Source organism: Enterobacter cloacae complex sp. SHL012, from assembly GCF_049237505.1.
Lineage (GTDB): Bacteria > Pseudomonadota > Gammaproteobacteria > Enterobacterales > Enterobacteriaceae > Enterobacter > Enterobacter kobei.
The window spans coordinates 1,067,270-1,087,312 of record NZ_JBMKIZ010000001.1 but is presented as its reverse complement, the minus strand read 5'-3'; the positions used below and the strand labels follow the sequence as shown (position 1 = coordinate 1,087,312).

The 20,043-nt window shown below is 53.6% G+C and carries 16 protein-coding genes and 1 tRNA gene; 12 read left to right on the top strand and 5 right to left on the bottom strand.

Translation table 11 applies throughout. From position 1 onward, the window contains the following. Positions 1 to 1,314 (bottom strand): shikimate transporter, encoded by a 1,314-nt coding sequence (gene shiA / locus ACOTY9_RS05210; RefSeq protein WP_014884455.1) that lies wholly within the window; start codon positions 1,312 to 1,314, stop codon positions 1 to 3. Positions 1,315 to 1,569: 255 nt separating this feature from the next. Here shiA and pagP point away from each other — a divergent pair, with 255 nt between their 5' ends. Then, positions 1,570 to 2,145, top strand: a complete 576-nt coding sequence (gene pagP, locus ACOTY9_RS05205; protein ID WP_014884454.1) for a lipid IV(A) palmitoyltransferase PagP — start codon at positions 1,570 to 1,572, stop codon at positions 2,143 to 2,145. Here the strand turns inward: pagP and ACOTY9_RS05200 are convergent. From ACOTY9_RS05200 to ACOTY9_RS05190, 3 genes are read right to left on the bottom strand one after another with little or no spacing between them, the layout of a single operon-like run. Next, positions 2,142 to 3,107: an acyltransferase gene (locus ACOTY9_RS05200; protein ID WP_014884453.1), complete on the bottom strand. Its 966-nt coding sequence runs from the start codon at positions 3,105 to 3,107 to the stop codon at positions 2,142 to 2,144. The two genes, pagP and ACOTY9_RS05200, sit on opposite strands and share 4 nt — an antisense overlap. Further along, complete coding sequence (locus ACOTY9_RS05195; RefSeq protein ID WP_180253243.1) at positions 3,104 to 6,166, bottom strand: efflux RND transporter permease subunit; 3,063 nt, start codon at positions 6,164 to 6,166, stop codon at positions 3,104 to 3,106. The genes ACOTY9_RS05200 and ACOTY9_RS05195 overlap by 4 nt, the downstream gene beginning before the upstream one ends. Further along, entirely contained in the window at positions 6,166 to 7,251 is a 1,086-nt protein-coding gene (locus ACOTY9_RS05190) for an efflux RND transporter periplasmic adaptor subunit (RefSeq protein ID WP_014884451.1), read from the bottom strand. The genes ACOTY9_RS05195 and ACOTY9_RS05190 overlap by 1 nt, the downstream gene beginning before the upstream one ends. Positions 7,252 to 7,645: 394 nt before the next feature. Here ACOTY9_RS05190 and ACOTY9_RS05185 point away from each other — a divergent pair, with 394 nt between their 5' ends. Genes ACOTY9_RS05185 through ldtA form a run of 3 tightly spaced genes read left to right on the top strand, consistent with a single transcriptional unit; the run spans position 7,646 to position 11,776 of the window. Continuing rightward, positions 7,646 to 8,077: a universal stress protein gene (locus ACOTY9_RS05185; RefSeq protein ID WP_063943676.1), complete on the top strand. Its 432-nt coding sequence runs from the start codon at positions 7,646 to 7,648 to the stop codon at positions 8,075 to 8,077. A 47-nt stretch (positions 8,078 to 8,124) separates the two neighbouring features. Next, positions 8,125 to 10,821, top strand: a complete 2,697-nt coding sequence (locus tag ACOTY9_RS05180) for a cation-transporting P-type ATPase (protein ID WP_063943674.1) — start codon at positions 8,125 to 8,127, stop codon at positions 10,819 to 10,821. A gap of 58 nt (positions 10,822 to 10,879) precedes the next feature. Continuing rightward, positions 10,880 to 11,776 carry a L,D-transpeptidase gene (gene ldtA, locus ACOTY9_RS05175; protein WP_088126580.1) on the top strand — a complete coding sequence of 299 codons (897 nt, stop codon included), beginning with the start codon at positions 10,880 to 10,882 and terminating at the stop codon, positions 11,774 to 11,776. Between the two features lie 94 nt (positions 11,777 to 11,870). On the opposite strand, the gene ACOTY9_RS05170 is transcribed toward ldtA, so the two are convergent. Then, positions 11,871 to 11,946: transfer RNA gene (locus ACOTY9_RS05170), tRNA-Asn, on the bottom strand. Between the two features lie 320 nt (positions 11,947 to 12,266). On the opposite strand from ACOTY9_RS05170, the gene nac reads away from it, so the two are divergent. The 8 genes from nac (at position 12,267) to ACOTY9_RS05130 (ending at position 20,024) form a co-directional block, all read left to right on the top strand. Further along, positions 12,267 to 13,184 (top strand): nitrogen assimilation transcriptional regulator NAC, encoded by a 918-nt coding sequence (nac, locus tag ACOTY9_RS05165; protein WP_014884446.1) that lies wholly within the window; start codon positions 12,267 to 12,269, stop codon positions 13,182 to 13,184. Positions 13,185 to 13,280: 96 nt separating this feature from the next. Further along, positions 13,281 to 14,231, top strand: a complete 951-nt coding sequence (cbl, locus tag ACOTY9_RS05160; protein WP_023330849.1) for an HTH-type transcriptional regulator Cbl — start codon at positions 13,281 to 13,283, stop codon at positions 14,229 to 14,231. Positions 14,232 to 14,728: 497 nt separating this feature from the next. Beyond that, positions 14,729 to 15,133: a Rid family hydrolase gene (locus ACOTY9_RS05155; protein WP_032629102.1), complete on the top strand. Its 405-nt coding sequence runs from the start codon at positions 14,729 to 14,731 to the stop codon at positions 15,131 to 15,133. Next, on the top strand, positions 15,126 to 16,316 hold the full coding sequence (locus ACOTY9_RS05150; protein ID WP_063943323.1) for an MFS transporter: 1,191 nt from the start codon (positions 15,126 to 15,128) through the stop codon (positions 16,314 to 16,316). The genes ACOTY9_RS05155 and ACOTY9_RS05150 overlap by 8 nt, the downstream gene beginning before the upstream one ends. A gap of 48 nt (positions 16,317 to 16,364) precedes the next feature. Next, positions 16,365 to 17,615 (top strand): cation:proton antiporter, encoded by a 1,251-nt coding sequence (locus ACOTY9_RS05145; protein WP_014884443.1) that lies wholly within the window; start codon positions 16,365 to 16,367, stop codon positions 17,613 to 17,615. Positions 17,616 to 17,619: 4 nt separating this feature from the next. Further along, the gene (locus ACOTY9_RS05140) at positions 17,620 to 17,883 is read left to right on the top strand and encodes an acyl carrier protein (protein WP_014884442.1); all 264 of its coding nucleotides are present in this window, start codon (positions 17,620 to 17,622) and stop codon (positions 17,881 to 17,883) included. A 2-nt stretch (positions 17,884 to 17,885) separates the two neighbouring features. Next, positions 17,886 to 19,331, top strand: coding sequence for a class I adenylate-forming enzyme family protein (locus ACOTY9_RS05135; RefSeq protein WP_014884441.1), 1,446 nt, complete (start codon positions 17,886 to 17,888; stop codon positions 19,329 to 19,331). Positions 19,332 to 19,340: 9 nt separating this feature from the next. Further along, positions 19,341 to 20,024, top strand: coding sequence for a hypothetical protein (locus ACOTY9_RS05130; protein ID WP_014884440.1), 684 nt, complete (start codon positions 19,341 to 19,343; stop codon positions 20,022 to 20,024). The last annotated feature ends 19 nt before the right edge of the window (positions 20,025 to 20,043 follow it).

Below are 20,043 nucleotides of genomic sequence, written 5' to 3'. Positions count from 1 at the left end.
TCAGCTGTGGCGCGTCTCTTTCATCAGTAGCGCCGTCGCCGCTGACAGCAGGCATCCAGCCAGCAGATAAATCGCCACGCTGTGCCAGTTTCCCCCGGAGAAGGTCACCAGCGCGGCGGCAATAAACGGCGTGAAACCGCCGCCGACCACGCTGGCAACCTGGTAGCCCACGCCCGCGCCGCTGTAGCGATAGCTCGCGCCAAACAGTTCGGTAAACATCGGCTGCTGTACGCAGACCACCATATCGTGAGCGATGTTCGCGAGCATAATGGCGAAGAAGACAATCCAGAACACAGACTGCGCCTCCAGCGCCATAAAGAACGGCCAGGCGCTGAGGGTACCAATCAGCGCGCCGGTGATATAGACGCGACGGCGGCCAAATTTGTCCGCCAGCCAGGCGAAACAGGGGATAGTCAGGCAGCTGATCCCGCCGACCACCAGACCAATATTCAGGAATAGCTCACGCGGCAGACCGAGATTTTGCGTCGAGTAGTTCAGGGCAAACGCGGTGACGATGTACATCGTCAGCAGCTCACACAGGCGCAGGGCGATAATTTTCAGAAAAGCGCCAGGGTGCCGGACGAGGGCTTCCATAACCGGAAGGCGTTTTTTGACGGAAGGCTTTTCCTGCTGCTTTTCGAATTCTGCCGACTCCTCCATACCGTTACGGATCCACAGCGCGGCAATGACCAGCACGATGCTGAAGATAAACGGAATGCGCCAGCCCCAGCTCAGGAACTGCTCGTCGGTGGTGTAATGGCTGATGAGTGACACCAGCCCGGTCGACAGCAGCAGCCCCACGCCATATCCCACCTGTACGCCGCTGCTGTAGAACGCTTTCCGGTTTTTCGGTGCGCTCTCAACGGATAACAACGCCGCACCGCCCCATTCGCCGCCTACGGCGAAGCCCTGGATGGCGCGCAGTATCACCAGCAATACCGGTGCCCACCAGCCAATGGCGGAAAACGAAGGGAGAATGCCAATCAGCGCAGTGGCAATCCCCATCATCCAGACGGTAAGCATTAGCATGCGTTTGCGGCCCAGCCGGTCGCCGAAGTGGCCGAAGATCACCCCACCAAGCGGACGAAACAGGAACCCGACGCCGAAGGTGGCAAATGCGGCGAGGGTGCCCATCGCGGGGCTGACCTGGGGGAAGAATTCACGGTTAAACACCAGCGCGGCGGTGATACCGTAGAGCAGAAAATCATACCAGTCGACGACGGCGCCCGCGAAGCTGCCGAGGGCGGCACGACGGGCACGATTGAGCGAAGGGGTCTCCTCGCCGGGACGTTCGGAGATGAGGGTGGAGTCCATAGTTGTCCTGTCCATACTGATTTTAATTATTGGTATAAGAAAAGGTCACTCACATAGCAGCCGTCATATAAACGGAACCTATGAGACTACCGCGACAGAACGTCTGAGAAAACGTTTTTATCTTTCCGGAAGGCGCTGAATAAAGAAATTTCATCAACACCTTCAGCGATATAATTATGTCTGCTTGACGCGGTTATCTGCTGAATGGTTTACAGTAATAGTGACCGCTGCGTGAGTTAAGCTGAGGGAATCACGATGCAACGCACCTTTTCGGCAATCTGGATGATCCTGTTTTTATTCGTCGCACCGCTTCACGCGGAGCCCAACGTCTACGGTGAACAGCGCATCAGCGGCTGGTGGAATGCGCTGACGGATGATATTTCGCAAACCTGGGAGCAGCCTCAACGTTACGATCTGTACCTGCCATTTTTGAGCTGGCATGCCCGCTTTATGTACGACAAAGAAAAAACCGACAATTACAATGAAATGCCGTGGGGCGGTGGCCTGGGCGTCTCCCGCTATAACGAAGAGGGCAACTGGAGCGCGCTTTTCGCAATGATGTTCAAAGACTCGCACAACGAATGGCAGCCCGCAATGGGCTATGGCTGGGAGAAGGGCTGGTATCTGGATGACGCCAACGATTTCCGGCTTGGGCTCGGCGCCGCGGCGGGGATCACGGCGCGAGATGATTTTGCAAACTATGTACCGCTACCGTTCATCTTCCCGCTGTTCTCGGCCAGCTATAAGCGCGTTACCGTTCAGTTCACCTATATTCCCGGAACCTATAACAACGGGAACGTGCTTTTTGCCTGGCTGCGCTTAGGCTTTTAAAGGGTGATCACCTTTTTTGCCACAGCGTTAGACAGTACCAGCATGGAGAAGAGAACTGAGCTGACGAACGTGAGCACAATCAACGTCAGCTTCATGCCGAGAGACGTCACCGGTATTAGCGCCGTCAGCAGATGAAATACCGAGTAGTGCACAATGTACACGCCGGTCATCGTTTTGCTGATGGCGGCCAGGATGGACTCCTTCAGTTCAGCATTGCGGCGAAAGCGTACGCCGTTCGCCGCAATCACCAGCGCGACGATCAGAATGTAAATTTGAGAGCCGGTGAGGATAAAAGCGTTTCTGTCGGCCTTAAACAGGGCAAAAAAGAAGTGGCGCTCGTAAAACCAGGTAAAGAGGTAGATGAACGGGATGGCAATAACCGCTGCCCGAACCACCGATTTGCGGCTTATCCACTCGGCTATTTTGGGGTCGCAGAAGAGTTGCCCCGTCAGATAAAACAGCAGCCATGTCCACAGCCGATACTGCGGTGACAGAGAGAGGACGTGCGCGTCAGGATAAAGCGCCGATAATAGGTCGTATCCGTAAGAAAAGACCAGCAGTGCAGCAATCGCGGTGCAGAACAACGCTCGCCGCTGGCTGAGCCATTCCACCGCAGGGTGGAAGGCGTAAATCACGACAAACGCAAACACGAACCACGGCTGGATTAAATACCCGCGCTGATACGGCTCCCACAGGTAGTAGATCGTTATCCAGAAAAGAAAGACGGTCACCAGGCTTTTAATTTTGCCCAGCTGCCAGTGGCTGCCGTGCCGGGACTGTCCGTCGAGATAGCCTGACACCACAAAAAACAACGGTGTGGCAATCGTCGAGATAAAGGTTAAAAACCCCAGGATCCAGTGATAGTCATAATCATAACGATCCCAGGTGTTGTAGATGGTGAAGAAGGTAACCGCCGTCATACAGCCCAGCGTCTTGATAATGTTCAGTCCTGTCGCATTCATTGTTGTCTGGCTTCGTCCTTACGATGGAAACATGCATATATTACAGGAAGAACCAGCAGCGTCAGGATAGTCGCAAACCCCAGTCCAAACATAATCACAACGGCCATGCTCTGGAAGAAAACATCCAGCAGCAGCGGCGCCAGGCCCAGTACGGTCGTAAATGCGGTAAGCAGGATAGGCCGCAGGCGCGAGGTGGCGGCGTAAACGATCGCCTCGTGCTGACCTTTATGCGCCTTCTGCTGCTCGATCTCTTCCACCAACACGATGCCGTTGCGAATGAGCATTCCGCTCAGGCTCAGGAGACCAATCAGCGCCATAAAGCCGAACGGGATCCCGGTAATTAAGAATCCCGGCGTAACGCCAATCAGCGCCAGCGGCACGGTCAGCCAGATGGCGACGGCGTTTTTCACCGAGCTGAACATCAATACTGTGATAACAAACATGACCAGGAATCCGATCGGCAGCGTGGTGAAGAGCCCCTGCTGGGCTTCGCTGGAGTTTTCTGCATCGCCTCCCCACTCGATGCTGTAGCCGTGGGGCAGAGGGAGGGCGTCAATGTGCGGCTTCACCCGGGCGAGAATATCGCCGGAGGTTTGCTGGCTGAGGGGATCGGGGTCGGTCATAACCGTCAGCACCCGCGAGCGGTCGCGGCGCAGAATAAGCGGATCTTCCCACTCCAGCGAGAAACGGCTAACAACGTTACTTAGCGGGATATACTGCTGCCGCGTCTGGCTCCAGACCAGCACGTTGTTCAGGTGATTGGCGTCCAGCCGTTCGCTCTCCGGCGGGCGCACCACGACAGGGAGCAGGTCGCTGCCTTCCCGATATAATCCTGCCCGGCTGCCGGAAAAATTCATCTCCAGCGCGTTGTCGACGTCCTGCTTGTCCACGCCAAGCTCGCGTCCAAGCGCGGCGACGTACTGCGGACGGATCACCTTGCTGCGGTTTTGCCAGTCGTTTCTCACGCTGCTTGTCGCCGGGTCGCGCGCCAGAATATCGTCCACCTGGCTGGCAATCAGGCGCAGCCTGTCGGGATCGGGACCCTTGATGCGCACCTCAATGGCGCTGTCCCCGGAGGGGCCAAACATCACGCGTTTGGTGCTGGCGTTAACCTGCGGATAGTTTCGCGCAATGTACTCATCGACGTGACGCGTCAATGCGGAGATGTTGCGCTGGTCATCCATGCGCACCATGATCTGCGCGTAGTTGCTGTACTGCCGCTGTCCGCTGTAGGTCAGAATAAACCGCATGCTGCCCTGACCGATGGTTGAAACGGTGGTTTCCACGCCGGGCTGGCCGTTGATGGTTTTTTCGATATCACTGGTCATCTTCTCGGTCCATTTGATATCGGTGCCATACGGTAACCACAGGTCGACAAAGAAAATCGGCGTATTAGACGAGGGGAAAAAGTTTTGCCGCACGGCGCCAAAACCCCAGACTGACGCGACCAGCAGCGCAGCCATAACGATGAGTGTCGGCGCTTTCCGGAACAGCAGCGCGTTCAGGAGACGCTGATAAAGGCGGTAGAGGCGTTTGTCGTAAGGATTTGACTCGTCGGGTTTCACAGCCGCGCCGTCGTTTTTAAACAACCACCACTTAATCAGCACCGGCGTGATGGTAAGCGCAGAGAACCAGCTCAGCATCAGGGAAATCAGCAGCACCTGGAACAGGGATTTACAATATTCCCCGGTAGAATCCTGCGACAGCCCGATAGGCGCAAAAGCCAGGATGGCGATCACCGTTGCCCCCAGCAGCGGCAGGGCGGAGCGACGGATGATGCAGCTAATGGCGGTCAATAGTGGCGAGCCCTGCTGACGCGCAATCAGTACCCCTTCAACTATCACGATGGCGTTATCCACCAGCATGCTGAGGGCGATGATCAGCGCGCCGAGCGAGATACGCTGCAGCTCAATGCCCCACAGATACATGATCAGCAGCGTGCCCAGCACGTTAAGCGCGAGGGAAAACGCGATGATAATCCCGCTGCGTACGCCCATAAAGATCAGCAGCACGCCGATGACAATCGCCAGCGCCATCAGAAAGTTAATGATAAAACCGTTAACAGAGTGGCCCACTTCGGCGGCCTGATCGTAGAACAGGTCGATGTGTATCCCCGCCGGTTTTTCCGCTGACATCTGGTTTAGCTTCGCCTCCAGCGCGTGTCCCACGTCGATCACGTTCACGCCGGGAATAAACGAGACGCCCATCGTGACGGCTTTTCTGCCGTTAGCATGGTAGATACTGGCGGGCGATTCGTTCAGCCCGCGCGACAGCGTGGCGATATCCCGTAGACGCGTCGCTGCCCCGGTGCCGGGAGGGGTGATGATGAGATCGGCCAGTTCATCCAGATTTTCAAACTCACCGGTTGGATGCAGGCGAATAGATTCCGTTCCCGAGGTGATTTCTCCGGCGCTGGAAACCACGTTCAGCCTGCCGAGCAGGGCGGAAAGCTGGTTCAGCGTGATGCCGCGCGCGGCCATTTTGGTCAGGGAAATATCGATGTTGACCTGCTGGCTGATGGCCCCGCCGATGGCAACTTTACCGACGCCGGGGACCAGAATCAGTTCACGACGCAGCTGCTCGGCATACCTCACCAGTTCAGGATTGCTGAATTCATCCCCGGAAATCGCGAAGAAAAAGCCGAAGACATCGCCAAAATCATCATTTACAAAGGGCGTCACGACGCCGGGTGGGAACTGGCGCGCGGCATCGCCCACGCGACGGCGCAGTTCGTCCCAAATCTGCGGCAGTTCGTTCGAATGATAGCGCGAGGCAATGTTCACGGTGATTTGCGACAAGCCGTTTGATGAGATAGAGCTGACATTGTCCAGATAGGGCAGCTGCTGAAGGGCATTCTCGAGGGGCAGCGTGACCTCCTCTTCCACCTGCTGAGCAGAGGCCCCAGGATAGTGGGTAATGACCACGGCCGTTTTGATGGTAAAGGCCGGATCTTCCAGTCTGCCAATGTTCAGCAGGGCGAAAATGCCCCCCACGCCGAGCAGCAGGATCGTTAGCCAGACGCGAATGGGGTTATTAATAAACTGGCGAGAGATATCCATTATAGTCCCCGTTCACGCGTCCAGATACGCACCGGCTGGTTAGCATGAAGCTCACCCACGCCTGCAGCCACCACGCGCTCGCCCGCCTTGAGCCCATGCGTTATGACAACGCCCTCAGTGGTGACTTGCCCCACGCTGACCTTGCGGTCTTCAAGATGGAGCGCGTCGCCTTCTCCCGCGACGACCCAGACGTGCGGCTCATTGCGCGGGCTGTTGTTTGGGTTAAAGACCGCCTCCACCGGGACGACCAGTGCCTCAGCGCCCGCACCTGCCGGGAGATTGGTTAAATTGATTGTCACCGTACCGCTGACGCCGCCCACGGCGGGAAAATCATCCGGGCGCGGCATGGTGAGGATCACCTGCCAGGTCAGGGTGTTGCTATCGCTGCTGCCCGAGTGCTCTTTATAGACGGCGGTAAACTCCCGATCCGGGAAGGCGTTAATTCTCACCACGGGGCGATACTGCGCGTTACGAATATCAAAGGTCCTGAACAGGTTCTCAGGAATACTAAACACCACGTCCAGCAGGTCTGTGCGGGTTAAAGTCACAACCGGCTGACCCGCAGACACCACCTGATGGTTTCGGACATGCACGCTGGCCACCGTTCCGCTGAAGGGGGCGACGAGCGTCATCTGATTGAGCTCTTCACGGGCAATCTTTAGCGCCGCATTCGCCGAATCACGGTTCGCGCGCTGTACGTCCATCTCTGCTTTAGAGATAGCCTGGCGGCCCGCCAGCGTCTGAAAGCGATCGAACTGCCGCTGGGCCAGCGTCGCCGCTGTTTGTCTGTCGTTAACCCGCTGCTGGGCTTCACGGGCATTTAATCTCGCAAGCTGTTGACCCTGCTTGATGGCTGCACCCTGACGTATATCGAGTGCCTCAATTTGACCTGCGCGCTTGAAGGAAAGGTCTGTGGCATCACCCGATTCTATGCGTGCGGGAAAAACGCGCTGCTGGGCGTGACCGGGGACCGTCACCTCCGCCACTTTTACCATTCTGGGCAGAGGGGGAGCTTGCTTAGGTTTCGGGTCACATGCCGTGAGCATTAACAAAACGAATGGTAAAAGAGAGAGGTAGCGGTTCACTGTATTCCCCTAATAAATAACTGTTTTATTTATTCCATAACCTGGGCAGGGGTGACACTATTCTGCCAGAACAGTGACGACCATATAGGTAAATAAACCAATCGCCGTACTGGCGATAATGGCAAGCGCAATAAACAGACCGAGGCGGAGCAGGCTTAAACCATACATAAATTCCTCCATGAGCCGGAAGCGGTGGCTGACTATGAGCATAGTCGGCGAAAAGATAAATGTTAAATAACCATTATCAGTGGGTGGCGCTAAACCTGATATTCATGTGCTACGTTTAATATCAATCATCTCTTTTTACCGTAACTGGCATTAAGGGCAACCCCCTGCATTTAATGCGCTTTTTGCTTCTCTCACTCTCGTGTTGGTTATAAAAAGGATGCTCGATATGTACAAAAACATTCTCGTTCCGGTGGATGTCTACGAGACAAGCCTGGCGGATAAAGCGTTGCAGCATGCCCATTTTCTGGCGCAAAGCGCATCGGGTGACATTCATTTGCTGCACGTTATGCCAAAATTTTCAGCCGAACTGACGCGTGGTTTTATTTCAGATGCGCGTAAGATGGATGAATATATGATTAATAATTCGAAGGAAAAACTGTCTGACCTGATCAAAAAATTGAATTTGCCAGAAGAACGCGTTCACCTCCATGTCCGGAGCGGGAATGTTCGTGATGAGGTGATTAAGCTGGCGGATGAACTTGCCGTCGGCGCGATTATTGTCGGCTCTCGAAACCCCAATATTCAAACCCATTTGTTAGGCTCAGAGGCGGCAAGTATTGTTCGTTACGCCCATGTTCCTGTTTTCGTTATTCGTTAATTACATGAAAGCAAGGTGATTTCTGAATAGAACCTGAGGAAGGAACGATGAAAACAGGAAAACCTGACCGTCCGTATTATCAACAAACCGTTGACGAAACCCTGTCGAATATTCACTCCACCCTGGAAGGGCTTAGCGGCACTGAGGCATCCGTCCGACTTCAGCAGCATGGAGAGAATGCGTTACCGCAAAAAGAGGGCAAGCCTGCCTGGCTGCGCTTCCTGGCACATTTTAACGATGTGTTGATTTACGTTCTGCTGGTGGCCGCGTTGCTTAAGCTCTTTATGGGCCACTGGGTAGACATGCTGGTGATCCTTGGGGTTGCGATCGTCAACGCGCTGATTGGCCATATTCAGGAGAGCAATGCTGAAAAATCGTTGCAGAGTATTCGTAATATGCTCTCCAGCGAAGCCGTGGTGGTAAGACAGGGGAATCATGAAACAATCCCCACCACGGCGTTGGTACCGGGTGATATCGTGGTGATCCGCGCCGGGGATCGCATCCCTGCGGACCTGCGCGTGATTGAAGCGCATAACCTTCGCGTGGAGGAGGCCATCCTCACCGGTGAATCCACCGTTGTTGAGAAAAACAGCGATGCGTTAAGCGGGGAACTGCCTCTGGGCGATCGCTACAATTTGCTCTATTCAGGGACAACCGTCAGCTCTGGCGGCGGTAAAGGCGTGGTGGTGGCGACCGGGGGCGAGACCGAGCTGGGCCACATCAATCAGATGATGTCCGACATTGAAAAGCACCGCACGCCGCTGATGGTGCAGATGGATAAGCTTGGAAAAACCATCTTCATTACCATTCTGGTGATGATGGTGGCGCTGTTTGTTTTTAGCCTTCTGTTCCGGGATATGCCCGTTTCTGAACTGGTGCTGTCGCTTATCAGCTTAGCCGTTGCTGCCGTGCCGGAAGGCCTGCCCGCCATCATCTCCATTATCCTTTCGCTTGGCGTGCAGGCCATGGCGCGCCGTAAGGCCATCATTCGTAAGTTGCCTACGGTGGAAACCCTGGGCGCAATGACGGTCATCTGCTCGGATAAAACCGGCACCCTGACCATGAACGAAATGACGGTCAAGGCGGTGATTACCGCTGATACGATCTATCGCGTGGAGGGAGAAAGCTACGAGCCGGTCGGCAATATTCACCCCGTAGATGATCCGACGCCCGTCAGCGTGACGCAGGGTTCCGTGCTGGAACGCTACCTGCGGACCATCGACCTCTGTAACGACAGTCAGCTGATCAAAGACGAACAGGGACTGTGGAAAATAACCGGCGGCCCGACCGAAGGCGCGCTGAAGGTGCTGGCGGCGAAAATCCCGCTTCCCGCGCTGGATACCGAAATGCGCAGTAAAATCCCGTTTGATTCGCAGTATAAATACATGTCCACGCTGTACCGTCTGGGCGAAGAAGAGGTGATTTTACTCACCGGCGCGCCGGACGTCCTGTTCCGTCTCTGCCAGTACCAGCAGACGAATGACGGACTGCAGCCGTTCGATCAGCCATACTGGGAAGGGAAGATTGAAGAGTATGCCCGCGAGGGGCTGCGCATGGTGGCTGCGGCCTGGAAACCCGCCCGCGAGGGACAGCGTGAGCTGGATCACCCTGACCTGCAGGATGGCATTATTCTGCTCGGTATCGCCGGGATGATGGATCCCCCGCGTCCGGAGGCCATTACCGCGATTGCCGACTGCCTGCAGGCCGGGATCCGCGTGAAAATGATCACCGGCGACCACCCGCAAACGGCGATGAGCATTGGGCAAATGTTGGGGATTGGTAACGCCGCAAGCGCTATTACCGGACGTGAGCTGGAGGCGATGGACGATCGTCAGCTGAGCGACGCCGCGCAACAGTACGATATTTTCGCCCGCACCAGCCCGGAGGATAAATTCCGCCTCGTGCAGGCCCTGCAAAGTAAACAGGAAGTGGTAGGGATGACCGGGGATGGCGTGAATGACGCTCCGGCGCTCAAGCGGGCGGATGTGGGGATCGCCATGGGGATTAAGGGGACTGAAGTCACCAAGGAAGCCGCGGACATGGTGTTAACGGATGACAACTTTGCCACCATTGCCAGCGCGGTGCACGAGGGTCGTCGGGTTTACGATAACCTGAAAAAGACCATCCTGTTCGTTATCCCCAGCAACATCGCCCAGGCCCTGCTGATCATCATTGCGCTGCTGGCGGGGAACCTCATCCCGCTGACGCCGGTTCTGATCCTGTGGATGAACATGGCAACATCGGCAACGCTGTCGTTTGGCCTGGCGTTTGAAGCGGGTGAGAAGGACATCATGAACCGGCCGCCGCGCAAGGCGAATTTGCATGTGATGGACGGCTATGCCATCTGGCGCGTAGTGTTTGTCGGCCTGATGATTGCCATCAGCGCCTTCGTGCTGGAAGCCTGGCTACAGCCGCGCGGTTACTCGGCGGAATTTATCCGCACCGTGCTGTTGCAAACCCTGGTGACCGCGCAGTGGTTCTACATGCTTAACTGCCGCGTTAATGACGGCTTCTCACTGAGCAAAGGCCTGCTGGAGAATAAAGGGATTTGGATCGTGAGCGGCGTACTGCTGGCGCTACAACTTCTTATTATTTACGCGCCGTTCATGCAGATGCTGTTTGGCACCGAAGCGCTGCCGTTCCGCTACTGGGTCATTACCTTCCTGATTGGTTTTGTGATGTTCCTGATTGTCGAGGCGGAAAAGGTGCTGACACGCAGGTGGCGCAAAACCGAGGTGAGATAGTATATGCTGAGAAAGCCTGACGGAGATCGGGCTTTCTCTTTTTTGAGCGCAGGAAACTATGATTCGATTTATCTGGTTCGTCCTTACGCTGTGTGCCGCTGTTCCCGGTGCGTTTGCCGTAACCTATACCCTACCGCCGGAAGGCAGTCGTCTGGTGGGAACGCCGATTATCGTCACCGTTCCGCAGGGCAACACGCTGCCTCTGGAGGCTTTCGCCGCGCAGCACGGACAGGGCCTAAGCAATATGCTGGAAGCAAACCCGGGCGTGGATCCTTTTCTGCCTAAGTCCGGCACCCGGCTGGTGATCCCCCAGCAACTGATTTTGCCCGACACCGTCCGCGAGGGGATTGTCGTTAACGTGGCGGAAATGCGTCTCTACTATTATCCACCGGGCAGTCATACCGTTGACGTATTGCCCATCGGCATCGGTCAGGCCGGGCGTGAAACTCCGCGAAACTGGGTAACGGCCGTTGAGCGTAAGCAGGAAGGCCCCACCTGGTCTCCGACGCCGAATACGCGGCGCGCCTATGCGGCAGAGGGGAAAACGCTTCCGGCCTTCGTGCCCGCCGGGCCGGATAACCCGATGGGCCTGTATGCGATATATATCGGCAGGCTGTATGCGATTCACGGCACCAACTCGAATTTCGGTATCGGGCTACGGGTTAGCCAGGGATGTATTCGTCTGCGTAACGCCGATATCAAATATCTTTTCGATAATGTTCCCGTGGGCACCCGTGTGCAGATTATCGATCGCCCCGTTAAAGTGACGACAGAGCCGGACGGTAGCCGGTGGGTGGAGGTTCACGAACCGCTATCACGCAATCGGGCGGAATTCGAGTCAACCCGGAAAGTGCCTCTGCCCATTTCGGCCGCGCAGCGGACGCAGTTGATTAACGAGGGCGCGGGAGCGGAGCTGGAACGTCGGTCGGGGTTGCCGGTTAAGATAGGGATGTGAAGCCCTTTCCGTCGGGTAAGGCGCAGCCGCCACCCGACAATTTTACCAGATGCAGAAAAGCAAAAAGCCCGCTCGTAAGCAGGCTTTTCAAATTTGGCTCCTCTGACTGGACTCGAACCAGTGACATACGGATTAACAGTCCGCCGTTCTACCGACTGAACTACAGAGGAATCGTGTGAACGGGGCGCATATTATCGACGTCAGCCGCGCTTGTCAAAGGGTGGATCAACGCCTTTTGATCGTTTGCTGACAAAATCGGCAATGTGATGTTTTTGACAGCGTAATGCACCGCTTTGGTGCGTATATACCTCTAATGGGGCAGATCATAAACTGCTGTTTCAGTAATAAAACCCCCCTCCATGATTAGGTTTCCTTATTTTCAGGCGCTTAGCGAGGAATTCAGACCGCCCGGTAAAAGTGGCATTCATATTGCAAAACCTGTTCAACAACGATAGCCAGTACCGGCAAAGCATTTCGAACAGGGGGCAAAATGAACTTAAGACGACTGAAATACTTCGTAAAAATCGTCGATATCGGCAGCCTGACTCAAGCGGCAGAAGTGCTGCATATCGCGCAGCCTGCGCTGAGCCAGCAGGTGGCTACTCTGGAAGGCGAGATGGATCAGCAATTATTGATTCGTACCAAACGCGGCGTCACGCCAACGGAAGCCGGAAAAATTCTTTATACCCATGCCCGCACTATTCTGCGCCAGTGCGAACAGGCGCAACTGGCGGTCAACAACGTCGGCCAGACCCTCAGCGGGCACGTTTCCATTGGTCTTGCGCCGGGCACTGCGGCGTCTTCTATCACCATGCCGCTGCTGCAGGCCGTTCGTGCTGAGCTGCCGGAAGTGCTGGTCTATCTGCACGAGAACAGCGGTTCGGTACTCAATGACAAACTGCTCAATGGCCAGCTGGATATGGCGGTCCTTTACGATCGTTCTCCGGTCGCCGGGATCACCAGCCAGCCGCTGCTGAAAGAAGATCTCTACCTCGTGGGCACCCGCGACTGTCCGGGGCAGAGCGTCGATCTTACCGCCGTGGCAGAAATGAACCTCTATCTGCCGCGTGATTACAGCGCCGTGCGTGTGCGCGTGGATGAAGCATTCTCCCTGCGTCGCCTGACGGCCAAAATCATCGGCGAGATCGACTCACTCTCCACGCTGACCGCGGCCATTGCCAGCGGAATGGGCGTCACCGTGTTGCCAGAATCCGCAGCGCGCTCGCTCTGCAGTGCGGCAAATGGCTGGATGGCACGGATCACTACGCCTTCGATGAGCCTGCCGCTGTCGCTCAACATGTCCGCACGCGGCTCGCTGACGCCACAGGCGCAGGCGGTAAAAGAGATTTTGATGTCGCTGGTCAGCAAGCCATCGCTTGAGAACCGTGAACTCCAGCTCGTGAGCTGATATTCCATAAAAGCATAAGTTGCGGGTTTTTATTATTTGTTCTGCAGTGCGGCTGACTCTAACAATAGCGTTATGTCAGATGCGCCGGAGTGAATCGTGAATTTCCAGCAACTTAAAATTATCCGTGAGGCGGCCAGGCGGGATTACAACCTGACCGAGGTCGCCAATATGCTTTATACCTCTCAGTCCGGCGTCAGTCGCCATATCCGCGAGCTGGAAGAAGAACTGGGGATAGAGATTTTTATCCGTCGCGGCAAACGTCTGCTTGGCATGACGGAGCCGGGCAAAGCCTTGCTGACCATTGCGGAGCGGATCCTCAACGAAGCCAGCAATGTGCGCCGCCTGGCGGATCTCTTCACGAATGACGCCTCGGGCGTCCTCACCATCGCCACCACCCACACCCAGGCGCGTTACAGCCTGCCGCCGGTGATTAAAGCCTTCCGTGAACTTTTTCCTGACGTCCGCCTGGAGCTTATCCAGGGGACGCCGCAGGAAATTGAAGTGCTGCTGCAAAACGGTGGGGCAGATATCGGCATTGCCAGTGAACGCCTGAGCAACGACCCGCTGCTGGTGGCTTTTCCCTGGTTCCGCTGGTATCACAGTTTGTTGCTCCCCGCCGATCATCCGTTGAATCAGGTTTCGCCCCTGACGCTGGAAGACATTGCCAAATGGCCGCTGATTACCTATCGCCAGGGCATTACCGGACGCTCGCGCATTGATGAAGCCTTCAACCGCAAAGGGCTCACGCCGGACGTGGTGCTGAGCGCACAGGACTCTGATGTAATCAAAACCTACGTCGAGCTCGGGCTGGGCATAGGTCTGGTGGCAGAACAGTCCAGTGGCGAACGCGAGGGGGGAGATCTGGTGCGTCTTGATACACGTCATCTGTTTGATGCTAATACCGTATGGCTCGGCCTGAAGCGTGGACAGCTGCAGCGCAACTATGTGTGGCGTTTTATCGAACTTTGCAACGCCGGGCTGTCCGTTGATGAGATTAAACGTCAGGTGATGGAGCCAGAAGAAGTGGCGATTGATTATCAGATTTAAGCCCTTTATAGCATCCGTCTCCGTCGACAAGAAGCAAAGGCCTGCAATTAAAGCAGGCTTTTTTATTGAAACCGTTTAATTTCCTGACCACTTATTCTTAAGAATACCCTGATTAACAACGATACCCTGTGACGTCATAAGGTTGTCTTATATTTAAATATTTCTCATATTTTCCATTGGGTTACATATAAGAATAAATAAAGAAATATGATTCGGGTAATATTTGTGTGCGGTAAAAACTCCCGGTTAAATAAAAGAGTCATTATTTTAATACTCAACTCATTTAATTGTCGTTATCTGCGGGAAATTTTCTGCTTTATTTATCATTTAATTTTATTAATTTAGATATTGATTGGTTAGCTGAGCTTACAGCTTATCCAGGAAATGCTTACTTAATTACCTGCTAAATTTCAGGTCAATTTTTTGTTATTTTTTCTGGACAAATTTGATTGGGTTGTAATATGTTTGTTTCACCCTGTGATGAAAGGCATGACATTGTGGAATCAAAAAGACTTATTACTTCTGGCAGCAGCTGGGAGGAGGCTTTCGGTTTCTCGCGAGCGGTAGAAGCAGACGGTTGGCTATATATTTCGAAAACGGGACCTCTTAATTCTTGTGGTGAGATTGAATCTGATGACATCTCACTGCAAACGGAATGCGTTCTGAATAAGATCAAGGGGATACTTGAATCCAGTGGTTATGCAATAGACGATGTAATACAAAGCAGGCTGTATCTGACTGAAATTGAAGAATGGCAGCAGGTAGCGCGTATCCATGGGCACTATTTCCGTGATTCCCGACCTGCATTTACGTTATTGCATGTCTTACCGTTTCCCGAGAAAAAAATGAAAGTAGCAATTGATATTGTGGCAAAAAAAAGACAGGGGGCGATTAATGAGTGATATCGCGCAAGAAAATCCGGTTTCGCCGTTATTTATCTGGTTCGCCAGTATCGCGGCGGGTACGGCTATGGCAAATAACTATATTCTTCAGCCCGTATTGCCCGCTATCGCGGCATCTTTGCAGTTGCCTCTGTTTTATACCGGCTTCATTGCGGCGAGCATGCAAATAGGTTATATGCTGGGAATACTGTTTCTTGTTCCGCTTGGAGACAGCGTTAACCGTAAGAAACTGATTATTTCTCAGTTTATTCTCCTCTCACTTGCGCTCTTCGCCGCTTCCCTGACCCGTCAGCCGTTGCTCCTTTTTAGCGCGGGAATAGTGACAGGCGCCATGGCGACAAGCGCAGTGCAACTGAATGCGCTTGGATTTCACATTACGCCAAAAGGCGCTACGGTCGGACTGATCACCATGGGCATTTCGGCAGGAATTTTGCTCGCGAGGCTCGTGGGCGGCAGTCTGGCCGATGCGCTTGGCTGGCGAGGGATGCTGGCCATCGTCGCAGCCGTGATGGCCTCCATGGCGCTACTGGCCATCAGATGCCTGCCTGATGTTAAACCCGCAAGGGAGACGGGGTATCTGAGCGTCATGGCGCAATTGCCGGGCTTGCTGCGTAACGTGCGGCTTATTGAATCTGCCGTCACCGGAGGGGCATGGTTTTTCGTCTTTAGCCTGTTATGGGTGACCATCATGCTTCATCTGCAAAGACCGCCACTCCATCTGCCAGCGGGAACAGCCGGATTATTTGGCCTGGCGGGTATCGTCGGTCTTGTACTGGCCAACTATGCGGGGAAACTGGCTGACCGCTTCGGGTGTCGTAGCGTGATTTTTGGCGGAATGGTATTTGTGGTTGCGGGAATATCCATACTGTTTCTTTTTCCTGCGTCCTTACCGGGAATTACGCTGGGCATTATATTATTCGATTTAGGGTGTTTTGCCGCGCAGGTGGCTAACCAGACGCGTGTTCTCGGATTACATCCGGATAAAAGAAGCAGCCTCTATGCGCTTTATATGTTCTTTTATTATGCATTGGGCGCAGCCGGATCCGTTACCGGTCCGTGGGTTTATGAAAGGTGGGACTGGCAGGGCATCTGTTTGCTGAGCCTCGTTATGGTGATGGTAGCGATGATAACCACCGCGATGGGGTATTTTAACGAGAACAGCGTCGCCCACGTTTCGAACTAAACACTTTTAATATCAATAAACTCAACGCTAGCATTGGCGGGGATACCCATGTTTATTATTCAGCTTTCGGTCATTGTTTTTGCCTGCTATGTCGTCGGCAAACTTATGGAGCAAATAGGTCAAACACAGGTTATTGGCCATATTGCTGCAGGCGTTTTATTGGGACCGACTTTCTTTCCCGGAATAATGTCTCTGTTCTCATTTCAAACGTCTTTATTTAGCCAGGAGTCGCTGACCACCATAGATAAGCTGGCGAATCTGGGCATGATTCTGCTCATGTTCGATATTGGGTTGTCGCATTTTCATGGTCATAATCATGGCCGTCGAAAGCAGACTATCGCTGCATTGAAAATAGCGTTCCTGGGCATGCTGCTGCCGTTTATCGGTGGCATGTTAGCGGGAAATTCGGTACATGCCGAACTGGCGCCACAAACCGATCGTCTTTTATTTAATATCTTTATGGGGACGGCGCTGGCGGTATCCGCTCTGCCGGTCATTGTGCGAATCATTGAAGATTTAAAAATGCTTCACCTGGCCATCATTCCTCCCGTCATTACCGCTGCCATTCTTACCGATGTGACAGGCTGGGGGATTTTGGCTTTGGACAGCGTATTTGCCGCGGTTGAAGGAAAATCTGATTCGCTGTGGTCGTATTTGGCGGTCGTGACGGCAGCCCTGGTACTTTATGGGTTGGTGACCGGCAAAGTCGTGGTCCCCCTGCTTATACGGTATGCGCACAGGCCGGAGATGAGATTTCCGGCGATCATTTTTTGGATTTTGGTCAGCGCGTGGGGAGCGGAGTATCTTCACCTGCACAGTGGTTTCGGTGCCTTGCTGGCGGGCAGCATGTTCGCGCGGATCCCCGGGTTAGCGAAGCAATGGCATGCGAGTATGAACGGTTTCATGCACTATCTTTTACTTCCCGTATTGTTTGTCAGCGCCGGCCTGAAAACGCATTTCGACTTCAGTATGGCAACGCAGGACATTGCCTGGATAATTGGGTTCACCTTACTGGCATTTATAACCAAATTCAGTGGTGCTCTGCTCGGGGCGCGTATTTCAGGATATTCCCTTCGTGAAGCCTCCATGATTGGCGCGCTCATGAATACGCGTGGTCTGATGGAGCTGGTTGTGCTGTCTATCGGGCTCGAATTGCATCTTATTTCACAACGCGTCTACTCCATTATGGTCATCGTGGCGCTCGTGGTAACGGCAACCACACCGCCAATATTACGTTGGTTAAATAAAGAATCATCTTCCGCTGTAGTAAATAAAACACTTGAAAACATTAAAGGGTAAAATTATGAAACTGGATATGCCTGTAATTGTCGATCGTATTAAAGAAATCATCGCTGAACGTATTGGTCTGGATGTCGAGCGCGAAGATATTGCTGACGAGACCGGTCTCGCCTCAATGGTAGGAATGGATTCTATTGGATTTGTAGAATTACGCTTCCAGTGTGAGGAAGAGTTTAATATTAAAGTTGAAGATAAAGAGTTTTCGCCCGCGAATTTTTATTCGTGCCAAACCCTTTCGCGTTTCATTATGAATAAGCTCGGAGCCTGAGAATGTTAACGCGAGCAGAAGAATGTGCCGCATTTGTTCCCTATGAGCCTGCCGGTTTATTTTCTCCGGTGCAGGCAACGTCTGCGGTGGGGACCAGCGGCACTGAAGGAGAGAGTTATCAATACTATGTCGATTACTGGCAGCGGCAGAGTCTGGAACCCGGTCGGGTGGTGCTGATAGCGATGCCGAACTGCCCGGACTTGATGTATATGTTCTTTGCTGTCCTCAACAGTGGCTTTGTGCCTGCGCTGATCCCGCCGCTCACGCCAGCAGAACGCATCCTGCAGATGCTTGAGGACTTTGCGGCGGGGGCGCTGGTGCGTACGCCGGTTCAGCCAGGACGATGGCAGGAGCTGGGCGTAAGCGCAGCTGAACCCCTCGGGCGCTGGCAGGTGGGAAAATGCCGTGATGGCGGACCCGTACAGACACAGCCGGGGCAGGTCGTGATAGCCACGTCCGGCACGTCGTCGTCGTTCAGCAGCGGCTGTGTCCATCATTTTGATTCGCTGCGGCGTAACGCGCTGCGTCATGCCAAAAGTATCGGCATGAGCGCCAGCGACAGGGTATTGATCAGTTTGCCGATGTGCTATTCCACCGCGCTGGTTGCCCAGATGATTGCTGCCCTGGAGACGGGCTGCGAAATTGTTATCAGTGGACCTCCGTTTTCTGTACCCCATTATCTGGATGATTTACAGCGATACGGCGTGACCCTCAGTTCGCTCACGCCCGTATTGCTGCGACAGTTGAACGCCTGGGAAACAACGCTTCCGCCGGGGTTAAACAAACTGACGATTGGGGGCGATTTGGCTGCGCCGAATGAGGTGGAAGCCTTTTTACTCCGACAGCCATGGCTTGAGTTATATCTGACTTATGGCATCAGTGAGGCCGGACCGCGGGTGTCGACATGCCCGGCTCATCTGCTGGGGAGAGGATATTATGCGTCAGCCGGACGTCCTATTGACCAGACGGACGTCCGTATCCTGCCCGGTGCAGACGGCCAGGACGGGCAGGGGGAGTTGCTAATTAGTTCTGATACGTTGCTCGTCAAGCGCATTGGGCGCGGTAACCGACAAACGTTCATTGAGCTTGATGGCAAACGCTGGCTTCGCACCGGAGACATCTTCTTCCAGGACGCTGATGGGTTCCTGTTTTTCAAAGGCAGAATCAGTGATTTTATTGTTATCAGGGATGAGAAAGTCAATATCGGCGCCGTTAAGCAGCTGTGCCGGGAAATTAAAGGGGTGATGACCTGCAAGACCCAAATTGTCAATGAAGGGGATCAAATTGCGGGATTCGATATTGTTTTGACCTGCGATGAATCAGTGATCAATGAAACTAATTGCCAGCAGCACAGTGCCAGCCTGCTGAAAAAGCTCAAACGCCACGAACGGCCACGTAATATAAACTTTGTTTATTGTGGCGCGGCCTCTTTAACACAATATAAGTAAGGTGATGTTATGAATGATGAACTTCGGGAACTGGCACGGGCAGTCATTGAAAAATATCACCTGGCGAGCCTTGATGATATTCTACGTGAAGTTCCAAAAACAATGTGCCATGTCCTTCAGGAATCAGATGTGTTTGAAACATGGCCGGCAGACATCGTTCGCCTCAAATTTCCTGAGGAGCATTGGGATTATTATATTTCACGTTACGAGCATTTTCGCGACGAGGTCATACGTAACCTGACACCTCAGGATTATCTTCGTGAAATGCTGGGTCAAACACAGCGCTTGCCCTGCTTCTGTTCGGAAATGGCCGATGTCTCGGCAATACTGTATAGCCAGATAATCAACAAGCCAGTGTATTCTCTTCGGAATATTTTTGTGAATTATCTTTATTTGCCCCGCCCCTGGCATTGTATTAATGCAGTGGTGGAAGATGATCGCATTCGATATTTTGATATTTCTGCTTATGCACAGGTTCTGGACCGTAAAAGAAGGAAAGTGGTTAAGCCTGCCGAGCTCGAAGGATTTGATGCGACAGACATCGCATTTGATTTTATTGAAAGTCCACGCTGGCTACAAAAAGAACCTTATCAACGAAAGATAGAATTAACTGCAGGCGAGATTAAAGATAATTTTTCTCCTTCTCCGCTTGAAGATAAACCTTCAAACGAATTTTTGCGCGCGTTCCACTGATATATCGTTAATTCACTTT